General features: G+C 34.9%; 27 protein-coding genes. All 27 read left to right on the top strand.

Translation table 11 applies throughout. From position 1 onward, the window contains the following. Nucleotides 1-7 precede the first annotated feature (7 nt). The 27 genes from RR643_RS04955 (at nucleotide 8) to RR643_RS04825 (ending at nucleotide 19,151) form a co-directional block, all read left to right on the top strand. Nucleotides 8-853, top strand: a complete 846-nt coding sequence (locus RR643_RS04955; RefSeq protein WP_332482510.1) for a hypothetical protein — start codon at nucleotides 8-10, stop codon at nucleotides 851-853. Nucleotides 854-959: 106 nt separating this feature from the next. Further along, on the top strand, nucleotides 960-1,217 hold the full coding sequence (locus RR643_RS04950) for a hypothetical protein (RefSeq protein WP_332482509.1): 258 nt from the start codon (nucleotides 960-962) through the stop codon (nucleotides 1,215-1,217). A 68-nt stretch (nucleotides 1,218-1,285) separates the two neighbouring features. After that, on the top strand, nucleotides 1,286-1,438 hold the full coding sequence (locus RR643_RS04945; protein ID WP_332482508.1) for a hypothetical protein: 153 nt from the start codon (nucleotides 1,286-1,288) through the stop codon (nucleotides 1,436-1,438). Nucleotides 1,439-1,607: 169 nt separating this feature from the next. After that, nucleotides 1,608-1,853, top strand: a complete 246-nt coding sequence (locus tag RR643_RS04940) for a hypothetical protein (RefSeq protein WP_332482507.1) — start codon at nucleotides 1,608-1,610, stop codon at nucleotides 1,851-1,853. Further along, nucleotides 1,843-2,187, top strand: coding sequence for a hypothetical protein (locus RR643_RS04935; RefSeq protein ID WP_332482506.1), 345 nt, complete (start codon nucleotides 1,843-1,845; stop codon nucleotides 2,185-2,187). Before RR643_RS04940 ends, RR643_RS04935 begins: the two co-directional genes overlap by 11 nt. 57 nt (nucleotides 2,188-2,244) lie before the next feature. After that, nucleotides 2,245-2,643 carry a hypothetical protein gene (locus RR643_RS04930; RefSeq protein WP_332482505.1) on the top strand — a complete coding sequence of 133 codons (399 nt, stop codon included), beginning with the start codon at nucleotides 2,245-2,247 and terminating at the stop codon, nucleotides 2,641-2,643. Continuing rightward, a complete protein-coding gene (locus RR643_RS04925; RefSeq protein WP_332482504.1) occupies nucleotides 2,640-3,002 on the top strand; it encodes a hypothetical protein in 363 nt (120 codons plus the stop codon). Before RR643_RS04930 ends, RR643_RS04925 begins: the two co-directional genes overlap by 4 nt. A 103-nt stretch (nucleotides 3,003-3,105) precedes the next feature. Next, nucleotides 3,106-3,468, top strand: coding sequence for a hypothetical protein (locus tag RR643_RS04920; protein WP_332482503.1), 363 nt, complete (start codon nucleotides 3,106-3,108; stop codon nucleotides 3,466-3,468). A 36-nt stretch (nucleotides 3,469-3,504) separates the two neighbouring features. Continuing rightward, nucleotides 3,505-3,732 (top strand): hypothetical protein, encoded by a 228-nt coding sequence (locus RR643_RS04915; protein ID WP_332482502.1) that lies wholly within the window; start codon nucleotides 3,505-3,507, stop codon nucleotides 3,730-3,732. 44 nt (nucleotides 3,733-3,776) lie between these two features. Next, nucleotides 3,777-4,364, top strand: coding sequence for a hypothetical protein (locus RR643_RS04910; protein WP_332482501.1), 588 nt, complete (start codon nucleotides 3,777-3,779; stop codon nucleotides 4,362-4,364). Further along, complete coding sequence (locus RR643_RS04905; RefSeq protein WP_332482500.1) at nucleotides 4,357-4,608, top strand: hypothetical protein; 252 nt, start codon at nucleotides 4,357-4,359, stop codon at nucleotides 4,606-4,608. Before RR643_RS04910 ends, RR643_RS04905 begins: the two co-directional genes overlap by 8 nt. 1 nt (nucleotide 4,609) lies before the next feature. Next, nucleotides 4,610-4,744 (top strand): hypothetical protein, encoded by a 135-nt coding sequence (locus RR643_RS04900; RefSeq protein WP_332482499.1) that lies wholly within the window; start codon nucleotides 4,610-4,612, stop codon nucleotides 4,742-4,744. Between the two features lie 108 nt (nucleotides 4,745-4,852). Then, nucleotides 4,853-5,524 (top strand): hypothetical protein, encoded by a 672-nt coding sequence (locus tag RR643_RS04895; RefSeq protein WP_332482498.1) that lies wholly within the window; start codon nucleotides 4,853-4,855, stop codon nucleotides 5,522-5,524. Between the two features lie 43 nt (nucleotides 5,525-5,567). Next, on the top strand, nucleotides 5,568-5,825 hold the full coding sequence (locus tag RR643_RS04890; protein WP_332482497.1) for a hypothetical protein: 258 nt from the start codon (nucleotides 5,568-5,570) through the stop codon (nucleotides 5,823-5,825). Nucleotides 5,826-6,038: 213 nt separating this feature from the next. Further along, on the top strand, nucleotides 6,039-6,341 hold the full coding sequence (locus tag RR643_RS04885; protein ID WP_332482496.1) for a hypothetical protein: 303 nt from the start codon (nucleotides 6,039-6,041) through the stop codon (nucleotides 6,339-6,341). Beyond that, entirely contained in the window at nucleotides 6,334-6,717 is a 384-nt protein-coding gene (locus RR643_RS04880; protein ID WP_332482495.1) for a hypothetical protein, read from the top strand. Before RR643_RS04885 ends, RR643_RS04880 begins: the two co-directional genes overlap by 8 nt. Then, nucleotides 6,710-7,003, top strand: a complete 294-nt coding sequence (locus tag RR643_RS04875; RefSeq protein ID WP_332482494.1) for a hypothetical protein — start codon at nucleotides 6,710-6,712, stop codon at nucleotides 7,001-7,003. Before RR643_RS04880 ends, RR643_RS04875 begins: the two co-directional genes overlap by 8 nt. After that, complete coding sequence (locus tag RR643_RS04870; RefSeq protein ID WP_332482493.1) at nucleotides 7,003-7,908, top strand: DUF6353 family protein; 906 nt, start codon at nucleotides 7,003-7,005, stop codon at nucleotides 7,906-7,908. The genes RR643_RS04875 and RR643_RS04870 overlap by 1 nt, the downstream gene beginning before the upstream one ends. Nucleotides 7,909-7,917: 9 nt before the next feature. Continuing rightward, nucleotides 7,918-8,871, top strand: coding sequence for a hypothetical protein (locus RR643_RS04865; RefSeq protein WP_332482492.1), 954 nt, complete (start codon nucleotides 7,918-7,920; stop codon nucleotides 8,869-8,871). 12 nt (nucleotides 8,872-8,883) lie between these two features. Continuing rightward, nucleotides 8,884-9,780: a hypothetical protein gene (locus tag RR643_RS04860; RefSeq protein WP_332482491.1), complete on the top strand. Its 897-nt coding sequence runs from the start codon at nucleotides 8,884-8,886 to the stop codon at nucleotides 9,778-9,780. A gap of 205 nt (nucleotides 9,781-9,985) precedes the next feature. Beyond that, the gene (locus RR643_RS04855) at nucleotides 9,986-13,777 is read left to right on the top strand and encodes a DUF5906 domain-containing protein (protein ID WP_332482490.1); all 3,792 of its coding nucleotides are present in this window, start codon (nucleotides 9,986-9,988) and stop codon (nucleotides 13,775-13,777) included. Nucleotides 13,778-13,915: 138 nt separating this feature from the next. Further along, nucleotides 13,916-14,371 carry a hypothetical protein gene (locus RR643_RS04850; RefSeq protein ID WP_332482489.1) on the top strand — a complete coding sequence of 152 codons (456 nt, stop codon included), beginning with the start codon at nucleotides 13,916-13,918 and terminating at the stop codon, nucleotides 14,369-14,371. Then, entirely contained in the window at nucleotides 14,352-15,506 is a 1,155-nt protein-coding gene (locus RR643_RS04845; protein WP_332482488.1) for a hypothetical protein, read from the top strand. Before RR643_RS04850 ends, RR643_RS04845 begins: the two co-directional genes overlap by 20 nt. Nucleotides 15,507-15,508: 2 nt before the next feature. Beyond that, complete coding sequence (locus RR643_RS04840) at nucleotides 15,509-15,811, top strand: hypothetical protein (protein WP_332482487.1); 303 nt, start codon at nucleotides 15,509-15,511, stop codon at nucleotides 15,809-15,811. Continuing rightward, nucleotides 15,777-16,331, top strand: coding sequence for a hypothetical protein (locus tag RR643_RS04835; RefSeq protein ID WP_332482486.1), 555 nt, complete (start codon nucleotides 15,777-15,779; stop codon nucleotides 16,329-16,331). The genes RR643_RS04840 and RR643_RS04835 overlap by 35 nt, the downstream gene beginning before the upstream one ends. Nucleotides 16,332-16,343: 12 nt before the next feature. Then, a complete protein-coding gene (locus tag RR643_RS04830) occupies nucleotides 16,344-18,917 on the top strand; it encodes a helix-turn-helix domain-containing protein (RefSeq protein WP_332482485.1) in 2,574 nt (857 codons plus the stop codon). A 15-nt stretch (nucleotides 18,918-18,932) separates the two neighbouring features. Continuing rightward, on the top strand, nucleotides 18,933-19,151 hold the full coding sequence (locus RR643_RS04825) for a hypothetical protein (protein WP_332482484.1): 219 nt from the start codon (nucleotides 18,933-18,935) through the stop codon (nucleotides 19,149-19,151). The last annotated feature ends 80 nt before the right edge of the window (nucleotides 19,152-19,231 follow it).

The following is a 19,231-nucleotide window of genomic DNA, read 5'->3' as shown; positions in this document are numbered from 1 at the left end:
AGATAATATGACAGTAGAAGGAATTACATTTGACTTAATGCGAGTAACACCTATGGATGATGCGTTGATATATGACGCAATGATGGGTAACAAAAATAGAGTATTACAATACAGTGAGAATCTGGCACTTACAACTACAGGTCTTAATGTATATATTGCTAAAGGAGCAGCTGTTGTTGAGGGACGTTTGATTCGTATCTCGGATCAGGAAGCTATTCCGGTAGCTGCTAATGGGACTGGTTATATCTGTTTAGTAATTGATTTAACTAAAGTAAACAGCTTTGTAGGTACCCCTGGATCTTCCAACTATGTTCCAATTAACAACCAAGTTCGAGTGGAGGCTCTTAAAACACTAGTACAACAAGATTTACACAGTACTGGTAAGCTTTACACATATCCTTTAGCTTCATATGTATCTACAGCTGGGGCTATTACATTAACACCTTTGAATACTAGCGGTGAATTGTCACGTGGATTTAATGCAATCACTTGTCCGGATACTGCAGGCGTTAGTGGAACAAAAGCATTAGGTGCGTATGTTACAGGGACTTCTTCCCAGTTCGTTCAACAATCATCATGGGTTGTATGTAAGGAAGCCGGATTTTATAAGTTCCAAGTAGTTGCTTCTTTATCTGGAGCCTCTAGTGGTACACGTAATTTGGCTTTAACAGTGAATAGAAACGGATCAGCAGTAGCTCCAGTTTATACTTGTAAGACTCAAGCAAACTCAAATGGTAGTATGCAAGCTATTGGTTTAATTGAGCTTAAGGTTGGAGATCAATTATCTATGGAATCTTCTGGATCTGCTGCAGGAACAATGCAACAAATTGGTGGATTTGTAGAACAAGTATAAAAAATGACGCCCTGTGAGAAATCATGGGGTATTACTTTTTGTAAATTCGCAAGAAAAACATACCCTATAATGAAGTAAAATAACTTATTAAAGGGAGAGATTTATTATGAAAAACTTATTAACTAAAACAGTGAGAGCAGCATTTATCGGAATGGAAGCAGCAGGTAATGGTATATTGTCAACAGACACGCTAATCGTAACAGGAACGGCAGCAGTAATAGCAACAGCGAAATCAGGAGATTTCAAAGATGGTATTAAAGCAGCATTGAATGCAAACGTAGCAATGATGGCAATACACGGAGTTACAGCAATTCTATTGGATAGTGCAGAACAAGCAGAATTAGAAAGTAAGATTGAGGATTAACAGTCCTCTTCTTTTTTTTGTTTTTTCGCAAGTTTAACATACACTATAGTAGAGAGGAAGTGATATTAATGAACACAATATTTAAAGAAATCGGGAAGGCCGTTGTTATAGAAGGAACAAAAGCAATTGTACTCGGAGCAGGAGTAACAGTAATTGTAACCCTTGTAACAACAGGACCCGAAGGATTAAAAGCATTGGCATTAAGAGACTTACTAAAATAGGAGGAGAATTAAATGGATATTATTAAATTATCAGAGGCAATTAAATTCGCAAAGATCGGTATTAGCATTACCGGTTTAGTAGCGATTATAGTTGTAGCTAGTAAAGAAATATAGTTGAGGATTAATTCCTCTTCTTTTGTTTTTTTTTCAAATATAAGGAGGTTTTAGTATGAAGACAAGTAATGAATGTTACAACTTAATATTATTGTATGGTTATGGAGAAATTGATAAAGGAACACCACCTTTTGATATTATAAAATGGGTCTCTATTGGTAAATGTCCACCCGCAGTAGCAAACGCCTATTATGTTATTACACATGATGAACAGTATCATTTAATGTCAGCTTGGGTTAGACGTGAGTCCGACCGTGTTGTCAGAGCATTGAATCATTCGCATAAAAAACATGGACTATAGTAGAGAAGAAAGGATGATTAAAATGACAGAAATTGAAAAGCAAATCGCAGACTTAAATAGAATTTGGGTAGCAGAGTTGGTAAAAATAGAGGACGTTAACACTAGTCGTCCAGATAAAGAGGCAGCATGGAATAATGTTGATCGTATAGTAAAATTAAAGGGAGAACTAATAGAAATGTTAGACGCCGGTAAGAAAACTAAATGGTCAGACAAGATCGATGTTAACACACTTATATCTGGAGGAATTAGCGTAGCAAGCTTACTATTGATATTGAACTATGAAAAACTAGATATTATTACAAGTAAAGCATTTAACTTGGCAATTAAACGTTAGGGGAGATTATCCCCTTTCTTTTTCTTTTTTTTTCAAACACAAACTAGGAGGAATATTATGAACGCAGTAAGAAGAGTAACAAGTCAATATCCACAATTAATAGAACTACAACAAAGAGTGATGGTAGAGCTTGGTAAGTCTATGAAGTTCTTTCACGACATGGAGGCGACTCCTGAGAAAGTAACTGATAAATATAAGTATTACACAGATCGTGCATATTGGTGGATTGGTTTTCACAAGCAACATGATACTATGATTGTACAACCAATGAAATATAATCAAGCGCCAACTAATCTAAAAGAGTACAAGTGGTATTTCATTGCTGAGATCACTAATGGTAAGACTAGCCAAAGTACATTAACAAACAATCTGATGGCATTGTCTTTAAGTCATTTAAAGATTACAGAACATGGTGCTACAATAAAAAATTATAAAGCGGAGGAGAATGAAAAATGAGTAAATGGATTAATGTTAAACCTTTTGTATTAGGGGTAATTATTGGATTGGGTATTATTTTATCACTTTTTGTAGTAATCAACTGGAATGATACTGCTGATTACGATCAGAACACAGCTCTTAGTGCCTTAGAGAACGGCGACAGTTTAGTAGGTAAGACTATAGACGTAGAGGTTTCAGACACCACAGAGAGCCTCTTAGGGTTCGTTTTCTACACCTCGAATGATTTAACTTTTATTAATGATGAAATACTGGATATCAATAAAGGAGACTGGGGTCGTGTTAAGGTTGTTGAGGCTAATAAGCTTTTAGGGTCATGGGTAATCACTTATGAAGTAGTACAAGGAGGTAAAAAGTAATGTCTATATTTACATTGTTTACTTTAGCATTCTTTGGATTAACTGTTATCTCAGGATTGTTTCTTTTACTAATACTAAAACTAATGAAAAGAGGTAAAAAGTAATGTTAACTATTCATGATAAACCAAGAGGTAGCGGAAAGACTACGGAATGTATTGCTCGTATGCGGGAAAATAAAAGATTCTTATTAGCTGTTTTTACTAGACAACAGAAAGAGTATTACCCAAAAGAGTTACACAACCGTATTGTAGTGGGTTCTACTGTTGATGAAATCTTTGAAGATATTCGTATTAGTAATCCATTAAAAGCTGGACCAGGCGAATATCTGGTTGAGACTTTAATAATTGACGAGGGATTAATGGGGATGTCTAGGACTCAGATTGCTAAATTTTATTATCATTTTGGTGGTACGTATATTAATGTTGAAATGTACTGTACCGATTCGCAAGAAAAACATACCCTATAATGAACACAAATAAAAAATTGAATGGAGAGATTTATTATGACAGAACAAGAAAACATTGAAGTAGTTATTGAAGCAGCACAAGCAGTGGTCGAGGAAGAAACTAAAGTATCTAAAAAGGTGAAAATCAAAAAGATATTGAAAGTTACTGGAATCGTAGCCGCAGTTGGTGTAGCGTCAGTAATCGCTTACAAAGTAGCAAAGGTTTCGTATAATGAAAACATCGTAGAAACAATTTTAGATGTAGTCGAAGAGGTTGGGGAATAATCCCCAGCTTTTCTTTTTTTTTGCCAAATTGAGGAGGAATAGAAATGTTAGAAGTAGTAAAGAGAGATAGTACATCACAAGCAACACAGTTCAGAACAAGGTTACCAAGAAGTTGGGACCTAGCAGTAGAATTTTTAGGAGTATTTGGTAAAGTTGTTACCAATGCAAGTTTTGAAAGAGTCTTGTATGCAGAAACTCCTGAAGGAACTACAGCTATTTGTGATAGGGATTATATTGTTCGTAGTCCACAAGGTCATTTTTATGTATTGTCAGAGATCCAATTCTTAGAAGTATATTGGGTATTAAATCCAAGTGTTGAACAATTTAGACAAAAGCTTGAATTTGATAAGCACCACACTATCAACAGTGATGGGGTTATTAGAATTCCTGGTAAATATCCTTGGAAACCTAAGGAAGAGTTCATGAAAGATGAAACACCGTTTAAAAATATTACTATAGATTTAGAAACTCTTAAGTCTAATGTAATTGAAGATGAATATAAAAAGATTAGGAAGGAGATGGACAACATGATTGTACAAGGTGTTTTAAATGATGTAAGTAGTCGTTGTAAATATCAAGGAATGTATACAAATCCTGGTACATGTCCATTATGCGGTGAGTATCATGCTTAAACCAATTAGATATGCTAAACTGGATACGTACGATTATGATTTACTAATGGCTGGTGGTTCTGTATATAGTATTGCTATACCCGTTACCAGTGATACCGATGTTGATATTACAGATATTAGTAGTGAGATTACTGCTAACGATGGATTCATATATGTCGAAGATCATTATTTAACTTTTATACAAACGGAAATAAATGTTGTAGCTGGAAACTATTTCATGATTATATTAGTGGAGGAGATTTAATATGGATATTATTAGGAAGACTATCATTTGTTTGGAATTTAAATACGCACAATGGAATTATCACCGTGTAAACAAGAAGAGTTTAGTTAATACTAAGCGTGCTCTTTGGAAAGCTTCATTGGAGAAAATGCAATGATAAGCATGGTAGATAGTATTTGTGTTGTGATTGGTTTATCAGGAATGGTTATATCATTATCTATTATTGCAAGGATTTATATTATGAAACAAGAAGGAGAAAATAAAAATGACTGATTACAATGAAGTAGAATCAAAGCCAAAAGCGGCAGAGAAACAAGAAGAACAGGTAGAGAAAGCAGAACGTACTAAGAAACAACCAGTTATAACAGGTACTGTAACTAAGAAAAAGAAAGGTTTAGTTGAACGATTGGTTGTTGGATTAATTGGACCCGACGGTATTCCTGCGGTAAGTTCTTATATTGGTAAAGAGATTATTGTACCAGCTATCAAGAATATTGTGGTGGACGGAATCACTAGTGGTATTAATATGATGATGTTTGGTGGAGATGCTAGTCCTAGAAGAGGTGGTAATCAACCAACTAATTATGGGACTACTAATTACAACCGGAACAATCAAACAAATTATGCTAGAAGTTATCAAAGCAAAGCAGGACAGAATAATCAAGTAGTTAATCATCGTAGTACATCTACCAGAAACTCTGAGATTGATTATACAATTAATGATCGTCGTGACGCACAAAATGTATTAAATGCTTTAACCGAAAGTATTATGGATTATGGTGAAGTTAGTGTAGCGGATTACTTGGATCTTATTGGCGAGGAACCTAATTACACTGATAACACTTATGGGTGGACAGATTTAAGAACTGCTCGTGTTATACAAGCTAGAGGAGGAAGAGGGTTTATTGTAGACCTACCAAGTCCTTCAGTATTATGAGCTAACCTTGATGAAGATGAATTACCTTTTTAGGAGGGATTAAATGCAGTGTGCAGCTAAAGAAGATACTATACACTTCGTTGTTTATACAGGACTTCATCTTGACTATCCTGAGTGGTTTGTAGATTTCATTCGGGATGGTTATGTTTCAGACGATCACAGTAGTCATATCTATGCTTCAACTGATGGAGATATAGCTATTGCAATGGGCGATGTATTCTTAATGAACAATCGAAGAGATATTCAGTATTTAACTCAAATGCAATTCAGAAAATATTACAATGTAATTGGAGGAATTTAAATGATAGTATTATTAGTATTAATTATTGGTTGGTTAATCACCGGTTATGTTTGGTGTAAAATGGATGAAAGTAGCAGACGTAAAGGAAGAGGTGGAATATGATGAGTACAGATTCAGCAGTTGTACTTGTTCTAGTAGGAGCAGCTATTGCAATCACAAGTTATGTTATTGGTTTTGGTTGCGCAGTCGTATTAATTATGAGGGAGAATTAATATGAGAAAAGTAGCAGAAGGTAAAGTAATTGGTGAAACAACCTTTGAAAAATGGGTTAGATTTGCCGAAGAAGCAGAAGATGTTAAACGTGCAAAAGATAAATTAGTTCGTCATTTAGGTATGATGGATAATGTTAAGTTACTTGTTCAGGTTCGTATTCAGAAATTAAAGAAAGATGAAGATGATGGCTTTAATGATGGGACAATGGATGAAGTTAGACTTGCTGAACTAGCAGGTGGAGCTCATGAACTAACTAAATTGTTAGAACTGATTAAAGATATGGAGGAACATATTGATGCGTAGTAAAGAAGAATTAAAGAACTGGCAAATGGATAGGAATGCAGATTTGGAAGTAGTCTCAATGAGAATTACAGGAGATCTTAGTAAGAAAAGATATTTAACAAAAGCAGTTGAGATTCAAGCGGTTAAGTATTGGGGAGAAGACGATCCGTTCCATTTCGATGAAGACCCTGATTGGCTATTTGATGCGGTGGAGACTGATCTCATTGTACAGAGAGACGGTAATCTATTCATACGTCTTACTGATATTTCACCAATGCAAGTTAAGATCTTCCCAGGTCAGTATCTAGTTAAGAACACAGAAAATCATTTTAGTATTTACTCACCACAAAGCTTCAATGAAAAATATTTAACAATAGGAGGAAACACAAATGAGTGATATAAGTTATGAAAGAAATCCCATTAAGGTCGAAGTAGTTCAAATTAAAGATATGGGTGATGGTCACTGGAGGTTTAGTTCGGATCCTGATTGGTTAATTGCCGCTTTTAAAACAAACGTACTTTATAATAAAGATGGATTGGTATACTTCAGACGACCACTAACTAGGGATGTACGTGTATTTAAAGATTCCCAGTATTTAGTAAGATGGGGTAAAGGGAAATTTAGTATTTATTCAGAAGCAAACTTTGTAAAAAACTTTACTAAAACAGGAGGAAACAAATAATGAAAATCATGCAAACAGTAAACAAAGTAAGTAGAACTTTAGGTAAACACTCACCAGCTTTATTATCAATTGGTGGTATCTTAGGATTAGGAACAACAGCTTTCTTGTCATATAAGGCAGCTAAGAAGGTAGAAGTAATTGTAGAAGCTATTGAAGAAAATCAACGTGTCGAAGAAGATATTCAGTTCTTTAATGGTAAAGCTTTAACAGGTGATATGACTCCAGATGATGTAATAGCTTTAGATTTAATTGTCCGTGATCATTCACCAATGACTCGTGCAGATATTGTTAAGGATGTAGCAGGGGCTTTGGCCTTACCAGTGATCGTAGGTTTGGGTAGTGTGACATGTATTGCATTATCTTTCTATATTCAGAACAACCGTATTGTAAGTCTTGCTGGTGCATTAGCAGTATCTACAGCTGAACAAGCATTCTACCGTAATAAATATAAAGAAGAACATGGAGAAGAAGAAGCAAATAAATTCTATACACCAACTACAGCCGGTGAAAGAACAGTAACTAATGCTAAAGGTAAAGAAGAGAAGGTTGCAACTGTTAACAAAGACGCTTTAGATTCTATGTATGGTTTCTGGTATGAAGAGTCTAGTGAATATGTTCGTGATGATCATGATTACAACTTAGCTAAAATTCGTTCTGTTGCTGAAGAGATGGATTTAAGATTATTTCGCAAGGGCACTCTCTCAATGAATGAAGTTCGTGATGCTTTAGGAATGGCTCGTACTCGTAAAGGTGCTATGGTTGGTTGGACTACTGGTGGCGGGTTTGATATGTTCCCAAGCACTACTGAATGTTTCAATCAAGAGACTGGTGAAAATGAACCACAAATTTATGTACGTTGGAAAGAACCTCGTGATATCTTCGGATATGTAGAGTACAACGACTAGGAGGATATTATGACAACTTATAACGATTTATTAAATAGAATGCAAGAAACTTATATTGCTAAGGACGCTGACTATGGTAACTCAGTAGATAAAAGTCTTGATGAATTTGGTTTAATCGCTCAAGTTGTACGCATGGGAGACAAGATGAATCGGTTTAAGAAATTAGCCGGTTCTTCAAATGCTCCACAAGTACAAGATGAGACAATGGTAGATACATTATTAGACTTAGCTAACTATGCAGTACTAACAGCTATGTGGATAGAGAATAAAGAAGATTTACCTGAAGGCTATATTACAAGAGAAGAAGCTGTTGCAAAGATTAATGCTGGTATGAATCATGGATTGCCTATATCATTTCAGAAAGCTGATGATGCAGCGGATATGTTGAATGATACTATGATTAAGTTTAAAGATTTAGATGAGAAACCTAATCCTGAAGAAGTAGCAATAAATCGAGATGAATTGCATAGATGTACAAGTGTCATATTTAGAGAAGAAATATATAAGATCTTAGACTCAACAGAAATTGATTATACTTTTGATGACGGGTTTAATTATCATTCTTTAAAACAAGCTTATGTAGCATTCAAATCAAACAAGCTAACAGGTGATGAATTTGCTAAATTATTGGATCACTATTCAGAAAAACCTAAAGCTATGGAAGTGGTAAAAGAAATTGATACTAAACTTATTAGTGGTGAAGATCTAACCGGATTTGAAATTGATGTAGATAAAAGACATGGTATAGTTAATGTTAAATTTGGTAAAAATGAATACGCTATATCATTTGCTACAAACATTGATTACTATTTGCCGCATGTTTTATGTAAATATCTTAATCACGAACCTACTCATGCTGATTTTCATATACAATCTATAGAAGAAGCTAAAGAAGTTTGGTTAGATGGTAATGTATCAAATAAATCAATAGAAATAATGTTGGACAAATATTCACAAGAATAGGAGGAACCAGAGATGGTATCAAACAAACAACTAATTATAACGGTAGTGGCTGCATCTAGTGCAACTGCTATCGCTTTTTTCTCATATAAGGTCTATAAAGAGTACAAAAGACAAACTACGGTCGTGATTAGCCAGGTGGACGTTGAAGATGAGATTCTTCGTGAACGTGTAGTTGATGAACTAGCTAAACGGAGGGAAGAGAAGAAAGTAAAGAGTGATACACTTAAAGAAGTATGGGTAGAACTGGCAGAGAAGGACGATATTGAGGAAGAAGCTCAGTGGGCTAGAGATTACTATGAAAAAGAGGAAGATATTGATCCAGAAGAATACTATGACGAAGAAGATGAGGAAGTGGAAAAGTTGAGATATGATCCAAATAGTCAGGAGGCACTGACACAATACAAAAACATGCGACTTGCCGAAATGGATAAGCATGGTAACGACACTCGGGCAACACTTGAACGATTATTTGAAGAACCAATACTCCCTACTAATGATGAAGATGGTTGGATCATTGACCATATTATAGAGAAGAGAAGAGAGTTCTTTGGTGACAATAGTATTTGGAATGATAACTCATCTGTTGCGGAATTAATATTGCATTTTGCTATACAGGCAGACTTTGATTGCGACGGTGGTGTGGCACATTGGTGTAATAGCTTTGTATCTAACATGGGATTATGGTCAGGTATTGGGAAGAATATGATGGATGAGAAATTAACCAGCTTATTTAAACATACACTTGATGGTAATATGTTCGGATTAATGGAGAATGAATGGTTAGAAGTTCACAATAGAAGTAGAAAACCTTTCATTACATTTACAAATGAGTACCATTTCTGGTTGGAATTGTGCGGAGAAATTGATGAAGACGACGATTTAGAGGAACTTGGGGAATATGAATTATGAGAATTTGATGAGAAAATGGTCAAATTTGGCAAAAGCCCCTTTTTCTTGAAAAAAAGTGGGGCAGCACAAACCCAGTCGTACCAAGGGTTACAGGTGTAAGAGCCCACTTTTTACCTTAAAGTTGCATTGTAGATAAAAAAGTTGTTAACTATATATATAAAGGTGAAATCAAAAAAAGACGGGCTTTTGGGACATGGAGGTAAATATGGATTTTACAAGAACAATTGCACAAGACCAAACATCTCCAAATAGAACTTGTGATATTAAGATATATCCTGATTACAAGTATAAAGGAGTAAAAGATATTGTAACAAAGGGTAAAGCATTCTATGCATTCTGGAACGGAACTAACTGGGATACAAATAATGACAACCTAATTGGGGCTATCGATGCTAATAGTTTTGCAGAGAAAAAAAGACTAGAAGCATTGGATCCTCATAAAAGAATTAAAGTAATGATGTTGAATAGTCATAGTAGTAATATGATGAAAGACTTCTTATCATATCAGAAACAGTTAACAACCAAGAATCCAGTATTTAATACGAAAGTAATGTTTGCCTCAGACAAAGTTAAAAGGGAGGACTATTCTACAAACAAACTACCTTATGATTTAGAAGAAGGACCAACTCCAGCTTTTGATGAAATGATGGGTGTACTTTATGAAGAGAATCAATTAGATAAGATACTTTGGTTCATGGGTATTCTATTGAGCAACAATGCAAGCAAAGTTCAAAAGTTTATGTTTCTATATGGTGGTAAAGGATCTGGTAAAGGAACTGTTATCAATATATTTAAAATGTTATTTGAAGGTTATCATGAACCTATTGATTTAAATCTCTTAACAGGTAACAGTGAATTTGCAACCTCTCAAGTTAAAGAGGTACCTTTGCTTATTGATGACGATACTGATATTAGTAAGATCACCAAAGATACAAACTTATTAAAGTTAACTTCACACGAGCCTATGCATATTAACATTAAGTTTAAAGATCCATATGACACTCAGTTTATGGGATTATTAATAACAGCTTCAAACCAAAGATTTAAAGTACGTAATGTAGACTCAGGTATTACTCGAAGAGCAGTAGTAGTTGAACCAACAGAGAAGACTCTAAGTCGATCTAAATATATGAAGTTGTACGATCAGATTAAATTTGAGATCCCAATGATTGCTAACAAAGCAGTTGAAAGATTTAATGAAATGGGTTTCGCATATTATGATGATTTTATTGATGTTGATATGTTAGAAGCTACTGACTTGATATTCTCATTTGTATCTGAGTATGAAGATCAGTTAGGGGATGAAGTTAATCTTAAGGATGTCGCTAAGTTATATAAGATGTATCTTGAAGACTTAGACTTTGACACCGCAGGTAGTAAGCGTAGAATTAAAGAAGAGTTAAAACGATATTATCGTCAGTTCATAACTGAAATAAGAATTGATGGAGTTAAACATCGTAATGTATATCGTGGATTCAAACGTGAGATCATTCACCCTGAAGGTCACAAGCCTAGAGAGATTCCAGTTGAAACAACTAACAACCTAACCGCTACACATTCCTTATTAGATGACATGTATGCAGAACAACCAGCACAATTAGCAAACGTTCATGGAGTACCGAGTGTATCTTGGGATAAATGCACTGTTAAACTTAAAGATATTGATACAAGTAAATTACATTATGTAGTACCAGGTGATAATCATATTGTAATAGACTTTGATATCAAGAATGAGAAGGGAGAGAAAGACCTTGCGGCTAACATTAAAGCGGCAGCCCACTTCCCAGAAACCTATCAGGAAGTTTCCAAATCAGGTGGAGGATTACATCTTCATTATATCTATAGTGGTGACGTTAGTAAGCTGGCTCCTGATTATGATAAAGACATAGAGATTAAAACGTTTAAAGGTAAATCGTCGTTAAGACGTATGGTTACTAAGTGTAATGATATTCCTGTCAGAACCTTAAGTACTGGATTACCACAAAAGAAAGAAGGTAATGATTTGAATGAACAGGTAGAGATAATTTCTTGGAACGAAAAGAAACTAAGGACCACTATCAAGAAGAATCTGAACAAAGAATATCATAGTGCAACCAAACCGTCTATAGACTTTATTAAAGCGACAGTAGACCAAGCAGAAGCAGATGGTGTTCTTTATGACATTAATGATATGAGACCAGCAATTATTGCGTTTGCAGCTCAGTCTAGTAATCATGCTTCATATTGTTTGAAGATCGTTAACAAATTAAATTATTGTACCATAGTTGAAAATGAACCACTACCAACTATAAACGGTCAATCTAATATTGTTGAAGATAAAGATATTACTTTCTTTGACGTGGAAGTATTCCCTAACTTATTCATTGTCGTTTGGATGGATTATAATGGCGAACCAGTAACCTGGATTAATCCTACCCCTGCACAAATGGGAGAGTTGTTAAAGAAGAACCTTGTAGGCTTTAACAATCGTGGATACGATAATCACATCATAGTTGCCCGCTGGAATGGTGAAACAAATGAAGAGTTGTATAAACGTTCTAAGCTTATTATATCTAAAGACACAGATAGATGGGCTGGTACTATTAGAACAGCTGGCGAAATGTCATATGCTGATATCTATGAATACTCAACAGATAAAAAGTCACTTAAGAAATGGGAAGTTGATTTAGGTATCAAACATGATGAGTTGGAATTTGACTTTGATAAACCATTACCTGAAGAACATTGGCCTCGTGCTGCTGGATATTGTTCTAATGATGTCCGAGCAACCAAAGAAGTATTTATTGCAACTCAATCAGATTATGTTGCACGTAAGATCTTGGCTACCTTATCAGGATTACCAGTTAACTCAACTAATAAAATGCACTCTGAGAAATTCATGTTTGGTGATGATCCTCGTCCTCAAGATAAATTTGTATATACAGATCTATCAAAAGAATTTCCAGGATACAAGTACGATCCATTTGCAACTAAGACTCCGAAGTCAACTTATTTTGGTGAAGACACTAGTGATGGCGGTTATGTATATTCTGAGCCAGGAGTTTACGGAGATGTAGCATTACTTGATATTGTATCACTACATCCATCTTCAGCAATCATTATGGATTACTTTGGTGAATACACACCTCGTTATGCTGATCTATTAAAGGTACGTGTATTGATTAAGAATAAGAAATATGACGAAGCAGCTAAGATGTTTGATGGAGTATTATCTCCGTTCTTAAAAGATAAGACAACAGCTAAGAGTTTATCATATGCATTAAAGATTATTATAAATATCGTTTATGGTTTATCATCAGCTTCATTTGATAATAAATTTAAACACAAAGATAATGTTGATAATATTATTGCTAAGCGTGGAGCATTATTCATGATGACACTTAAGAAGAATGTTCAAGAGATGGGTTATACCGTAGCTCATATTAAAACAGACTCAATTAAGATTCCAAATGCCGATCAAGAAATTATTGATTATGTATTCTGGTTCGGTAAACAATATGGATACGAGTTCGATCACGAACACACTTACAAACGTATGGCATTAGTTAATAAGGCAGTTTATATTGCTGAGTATGAAGACGAAGAAACTGGAGAGAATGTTTGGGAACCAACTGGAGCTCAATTCGCTGATCCAATTGTACTGAAATCATTATTCACCCACGAACCAATTGTTGAAGAAGATTATGCAACCATGAAACAAGCGAAGACACCTATATATTTAGGTGAAACTTTTATTGGAAAGAATGCTCATGTATATGCAAGCTTAACTGGACAAGAATTAATGAAAGGTGATGGAGACAAACGAGATTGTGTAGTGGGAACCAAAGGATTTAAATGGGAGCTCATGGCAAACTACAAAGGCAAGCAAGATTTGGATATGGAATATTATGATGGCTTAGTTACTAAAGCTATTGAGGCAATAGACAAGGTTGGATCAGCTTATCAGATTATAGATTCACCACCAAATCTACATGTTGAAGATATGCTACCGTTTTAGAAATTCGAAGAGAAAACATACCCTATTATAGAGAGAATTATAAAATTTATGATGATTGCAATATTTGATTGCACACAATGTCATCTACATTTATAGTACTTTCTATTTTTTGGGAATACAAACTAGGAGGAAACAAAAATGACAGGCAGACAATTAGCAATTGAGAATGCAAAGATTGGTTATAAAAATTTTACAGGGGTAGAAGGTAAATACAATAAAGAAGGCGAACGTAATTTCGCAGTATTCTTAGATGATGAACTAACTGCTTCTTTAGAACAAGATGGATGGAATGTTAAGTATCCCAAAGATCGTGAGTTTGAACCAGGCGAAGAAGATTTCCGTCAACCCTATTTACAAGTAGGTGTTGGATTCAAAAGCTTCCCACCTAAAGTTGTGATAGTAGCTGGAGAAAGTACTACTGTAATTGGTGAAGAAGAGATCTCAATGTTAGACTGGGCTACTATTCTAAATGTAGATTTAGTATTACGTCCTTACACTTGGACTGTGAATGGTAAGTCTGGAGTTAAAGCATATCTTAAAGCTATCTATGTAACAATTGAAGTTGATCAGTTCCGTGACAAATACGGAGTTTAATTTATATCCACATCAAGAGGAGGCGCTCGGTCGATTAAGGTCGGGCTCCATTCTTTATGGTGACGTCGGTACTGGTAAGACATTCACCTCACTAGTATATTACAATCTAAACTTCTCAGGTAAAAAACTATATGTTATTACTACCGCTAAGAAAAGAGATAGTGGGGATTGGGAAGACGAAGCTAGTATTGTGGGTATTACAGATATTGTAGTAGACTCATGGAATAATATTAAAAACTATATGGATGTTAAAAATGCATTCTTTATTTTTGATGAGCAACGTGTAGTTGGATACAATACTTGGAGTAAAACATTTATTAAGATAACAGCATTTAACAAATGGATATTATGTTCTGGTACACCAGGAGATACTTGGTCAGATTATATTCCAGTATTCATTGCTAATGGATATTATAGAAACAAGACAGATTTTGTACAACAACATATTGAGTATGATAGATTTTCTAAGTTTCCCAAAATTAAAGCTTATCATAACCAAGGTAAGTTATTAAAACTTAGACAAAATATATTGGTTAGAATGAAAATGAAACGGCATACAACAAGAAATCGTAAGTATGTGAATACTGAATACGATAAGAAACAATATAAACAAATACAAGATACCCGTTGGAATCCGTTTACGGAACAACCCATCTTAAATGCTTCAGAGTTTACTTCTGTAATGAGAAGAATAGTTTCTGAGGAAGAAGAACGTCAATGGTATGCTAAATTTATAATGAGTATCCATGATAGAATAATAGTATATTACAATTACATTTATGAGAAAACAATCTTAGTTAAAATTTGTGAAGAACTGGGTAAACCATATTCAATGTATAATGGCCAAACTCATGATGACATTCCTGATACAGAAGAATGGATATATTTAGTCCAATACACCGCAGGAGCTGAAGGTTGGAATTGTATTAGTACAGATGTTATGATGTTCTATTCTTTGAATTATTCATTTAAAATCATGGAACAAGCTGAAGGTCGTATAGATAGATTGAATACGCCTTATGTGGAATTAGAATACTTTTACTTGACGTCAACATCTAAGATTGATACAGCAGTACGTAATGCAATAGCTAAGAAAAAGAAATTTAACAGATCGGCATTCGGGAAGGAGAAATAGTCATGGCTAAGTTAGAGTCTAAGTTTCAAACAGAACTCAAAAAAGAATTAAGAGAAATGTTTCCTGGATGTATTGTTATAAAGTTAGACCCTAACGAAATCCAAGGCATTCCTGATTTACTAATACTATGGGGTAATCAATGGGCAGTGTTAGAATGTAAACGTTCAGCAAAAGCAACCCAAAGACCAAATCAACCATATTACGTAAACCTCCTTAATGAGATGTCATTTTCTGCATTTATCTACCCAGAAAACAAGGAGGAAATATTAAATGAATTACAATCAACATTTGGACCTATTCGGTAAACACTCATTCCTAAGTGGAAGTAACTACGCATGGGTTAACTATTCAGAAGAAAAAGTAGCAGCAGTATGGACAAACCAACAAGCAAAGACAGAAGGTACCGTGTTACACGATATCGCATCTAATTTAATTGTAAGAAGGATTAAAGTAGCACCTCTTAAGAAAGCATTCAATATGTTTGTAAATGATGCAATTGGATTTGGTATGGAGTCTGAGCAGATTCTATATTATAGTGACAACTGTTTTGGTACAGCTGATGCAATCTTATTTAAGAACAACAAACTACAAATTCATGACTTAAAGACTGGTATTCATAAAGCCTCATTCAATCAACTGGATATCTATACAGCTATGTTCTGTTTAGAGTATGGAGAAGATCCACTAAAGATTGAAGTAATTCATCGGATTTATCAAGGTAAAGGCTATATTGAAAGATCACCAGATCCAGAGCAAGTTGCTCACATCATGCAAAAAATTGTAGTATTCGATAAGATCATTGACGACTTAAAATACAATCAGTAGAGGATGATATAGATGTCAGAGGATTTAAAACATTATGGAGTTAAACGTCGTTCTGGTAGATATCCTTGGGGTAGTGGAGAAGATCCACAACGTTCCAAAGATTTACTAGGAAAGATCGATGACTTAAAAGCTAAAGGCTTATCTGAAAAAGAAATTGTATCTGAACTAGGAATGACTAGTACATCGGAATTGAGATCATCTATCTCTTGGGCAAACAATACTCGTAAAGCTATATTACAAGATTCTATTGTATCTCGTAGCGAACGTGGGTTATCTAATACAGCAATCGCTAAGGAATTAGGAGTATCAGAAGCTTCAGTTCGTAATTATCTAAAAAACAAAGATATTGTTCAAGATAAACAATTAAATAATATTACTGATGTATTAAAAGACAATGTCGGAAAGACTGAATACCTCGATGTTGGTGTTGGTGTAGAAAGACAAATGGGTATCTCAAGAAGTAAGCTAAAAGCAGCTGTAAGTAAACTTAAAGAAGAAGGATACTATGAACATGATATTTATGTAAAACGTCTTACAGATCCATCTAAGTATACTACAGTACGTGTATTGACTAAAGAACCAAACTTAGAATTAGTTAAGAAGAACTCTGACAAGATAAGACCAGTTGAGTCATGGACTGATGATGGAGGAAGAACATTCCAAAATCTTAAGCCTGTTGAACATTTAGATTGGGATCGTGTTGATATTCTTTATGGAGACAAAGGTGGTTCTGCTAAAGATGGTGTTATTGAATTAAGACGAGGTGTTAAGGATTTAGACTTAGGTGATAGTAAGTATGCTCAAGTTCGTATAGCTGTTGGTAAAGATAAGTATCTTAAAGGTATGGCTATGTATTCAGATGATATACCTGCAGGTAAAGATATACTGTTTAACACAAACAAAAAATCTAATACACCTAAAGAAAAAGTATTAAAAGAAATGAAGAAACGTTCTGATGGAAAGATCAATGATGATAATCCTTTCGGTGCAACTATTAATAGACAGAAGGGTGCTTTAAATATTGTTAATGAAGAAGGAGATTGGGGAGCTTGGAAGTCTTCCTTGTCTTCTCAGTTTCTATCAAAACAACCTAAAGCTTTAGTTAAAGATAGACTTGATGCTACATTTAACAAAGTTAAGACTGACTTTGATGATATCATGAAACTTAATAATCCAGTAGTTAAGAAACATTTACTAGATGCGTATGCAAATGAATTAGATTCTAAGTCTAAACATCTTAAAGCTCAAGGTCTACCAAGAACTAAAGGTCATGTTATATTACCTTTCCCTGGTATGAGATCTAATGAAGTATATGCTCCTAACTATAAAGATGGTGAACGTGTAGTATTAGTTCGTTATCCACATGGTGGTATATTTGAGATCCCTGAGCTTACAGTAAATAATAGAGGACCAGCTAAGAAATCAATTGGTAATGCAATCGATGCTATTGGTATTCACCCATCAGTTGCTAGTAAATTATCAGGTGCTGACTTCGATGGAGATACTGTTTATGTTATACCAAATAATAAGAAACAAATTAAAGTTAGTCGTTCATTAAAAGAATTAAAAGACTTTGATCCAAACTCATATCAAGTAGACCATGCTACAATTACACCAAGACGTAAGCAAACATTAATGGGTGTTGTATCTAATCTCATCACTGATATGACAATCAAAGGAGCAAGTCAAGGTGAGTTAGCCCGAGCAGTTAAACATTCCATGGTCGTTATTGATTCAGAGAAACATAACTTAGATCATAAACGTTCAGCTGCAGAGAATGGTATTGGTGCATTACAAAAGAAATATCAAACTCATATCAGTCCTGTTACTGGAAAGAAATCTGTTGGTGCTTCAACATTAATATCTACATCTAAACGTGATGTTACAGTTGGTGGAACTAAAGAAACATATGTAGATCCTAAGACTGGTAAGAAGAAGACACGATTAATTGGTGGTAAGAAGGTAGCCTTAGTTGATATGGTTGACGATGTACGCAAGTTAACATCAGGTACTGCTATTGAGAATGAGTATGCAACATATGTAAACAAAGTTAAATCAATGAGTAACAAAGCTAAGAAGACAGCAATGAGTATCCCTGGTATTAAGAAGAATAAACAAGCCGCCGTTACTTACAAAAAGGAAGTAGACTCCCTGGATGCTAAGCTAAACAAGGCCCTCCTTAATGCCCCCCGTGAAAGACAGGCCCAGTTACTAGCCAGTAACACTTATTATAAGAACCTCACGTATGACATGAGTCCTGATCAGAAGAAGAAGTTAAAGGCCCAGGCAATTGCAGCCGCCCGTACTAAAGTAGGAGCCCAGCGCTCTGAGGTTGTAGTAACCTCTGCTGAATGGAAAGCAATACAGTCCGGTGCAGTAAGTAACAACCGCCTAACTCAGATACTACAGAACGCTGACATGGATAAGATTAAACAGTTAGCTACACCAAAGCCTAAGCTTAAGATGAACAGTGCTAAGACACAACGTGTTAAGAACCTATTGGATAAAGGATACACCTTTGCTGAGGTAGCCAATGACTTAGGTGTTAGTGTGTCTACTATACGTGATGCAATCAATGGTGAATAGAATAGGAGGAACCTTATGTTAACTACAGTAGACAATCCATACAATCCTAACACTGATTATGTTCAATGGTTAGACTGGGACCAAAGCAACCAGTACTTCACACAAGAGTACCTTGCTAGGTTAGCTAATGTAACTGATGACATGACAGATGAAGAGATAGATGAGATCACTGATGCAGCAATACAAGAAATATTAGATAATGATGACTTAAATATTTATAAAATAATTGATTAAGATTTGAAATATTAAAAATAAAAGAGGGACGAAGGGGGAGGGGGGTTAAAAGCCCTGATCCCATGCTCCTTCAACGCATC

Source organism: Anaerorhabdus sp., assembly GCF_036637135.1.
Classification (GTDB): Bacteria; Bacillota_I; Bacilli_A; order Erysipelotrichales; family Erysipelotrichaceae; genus Anaerorhabdus.
Note: the sequence above shows the minus strand (reverse complement) of the source record. Positions and strands in the feature narration are given on the sequence as shown.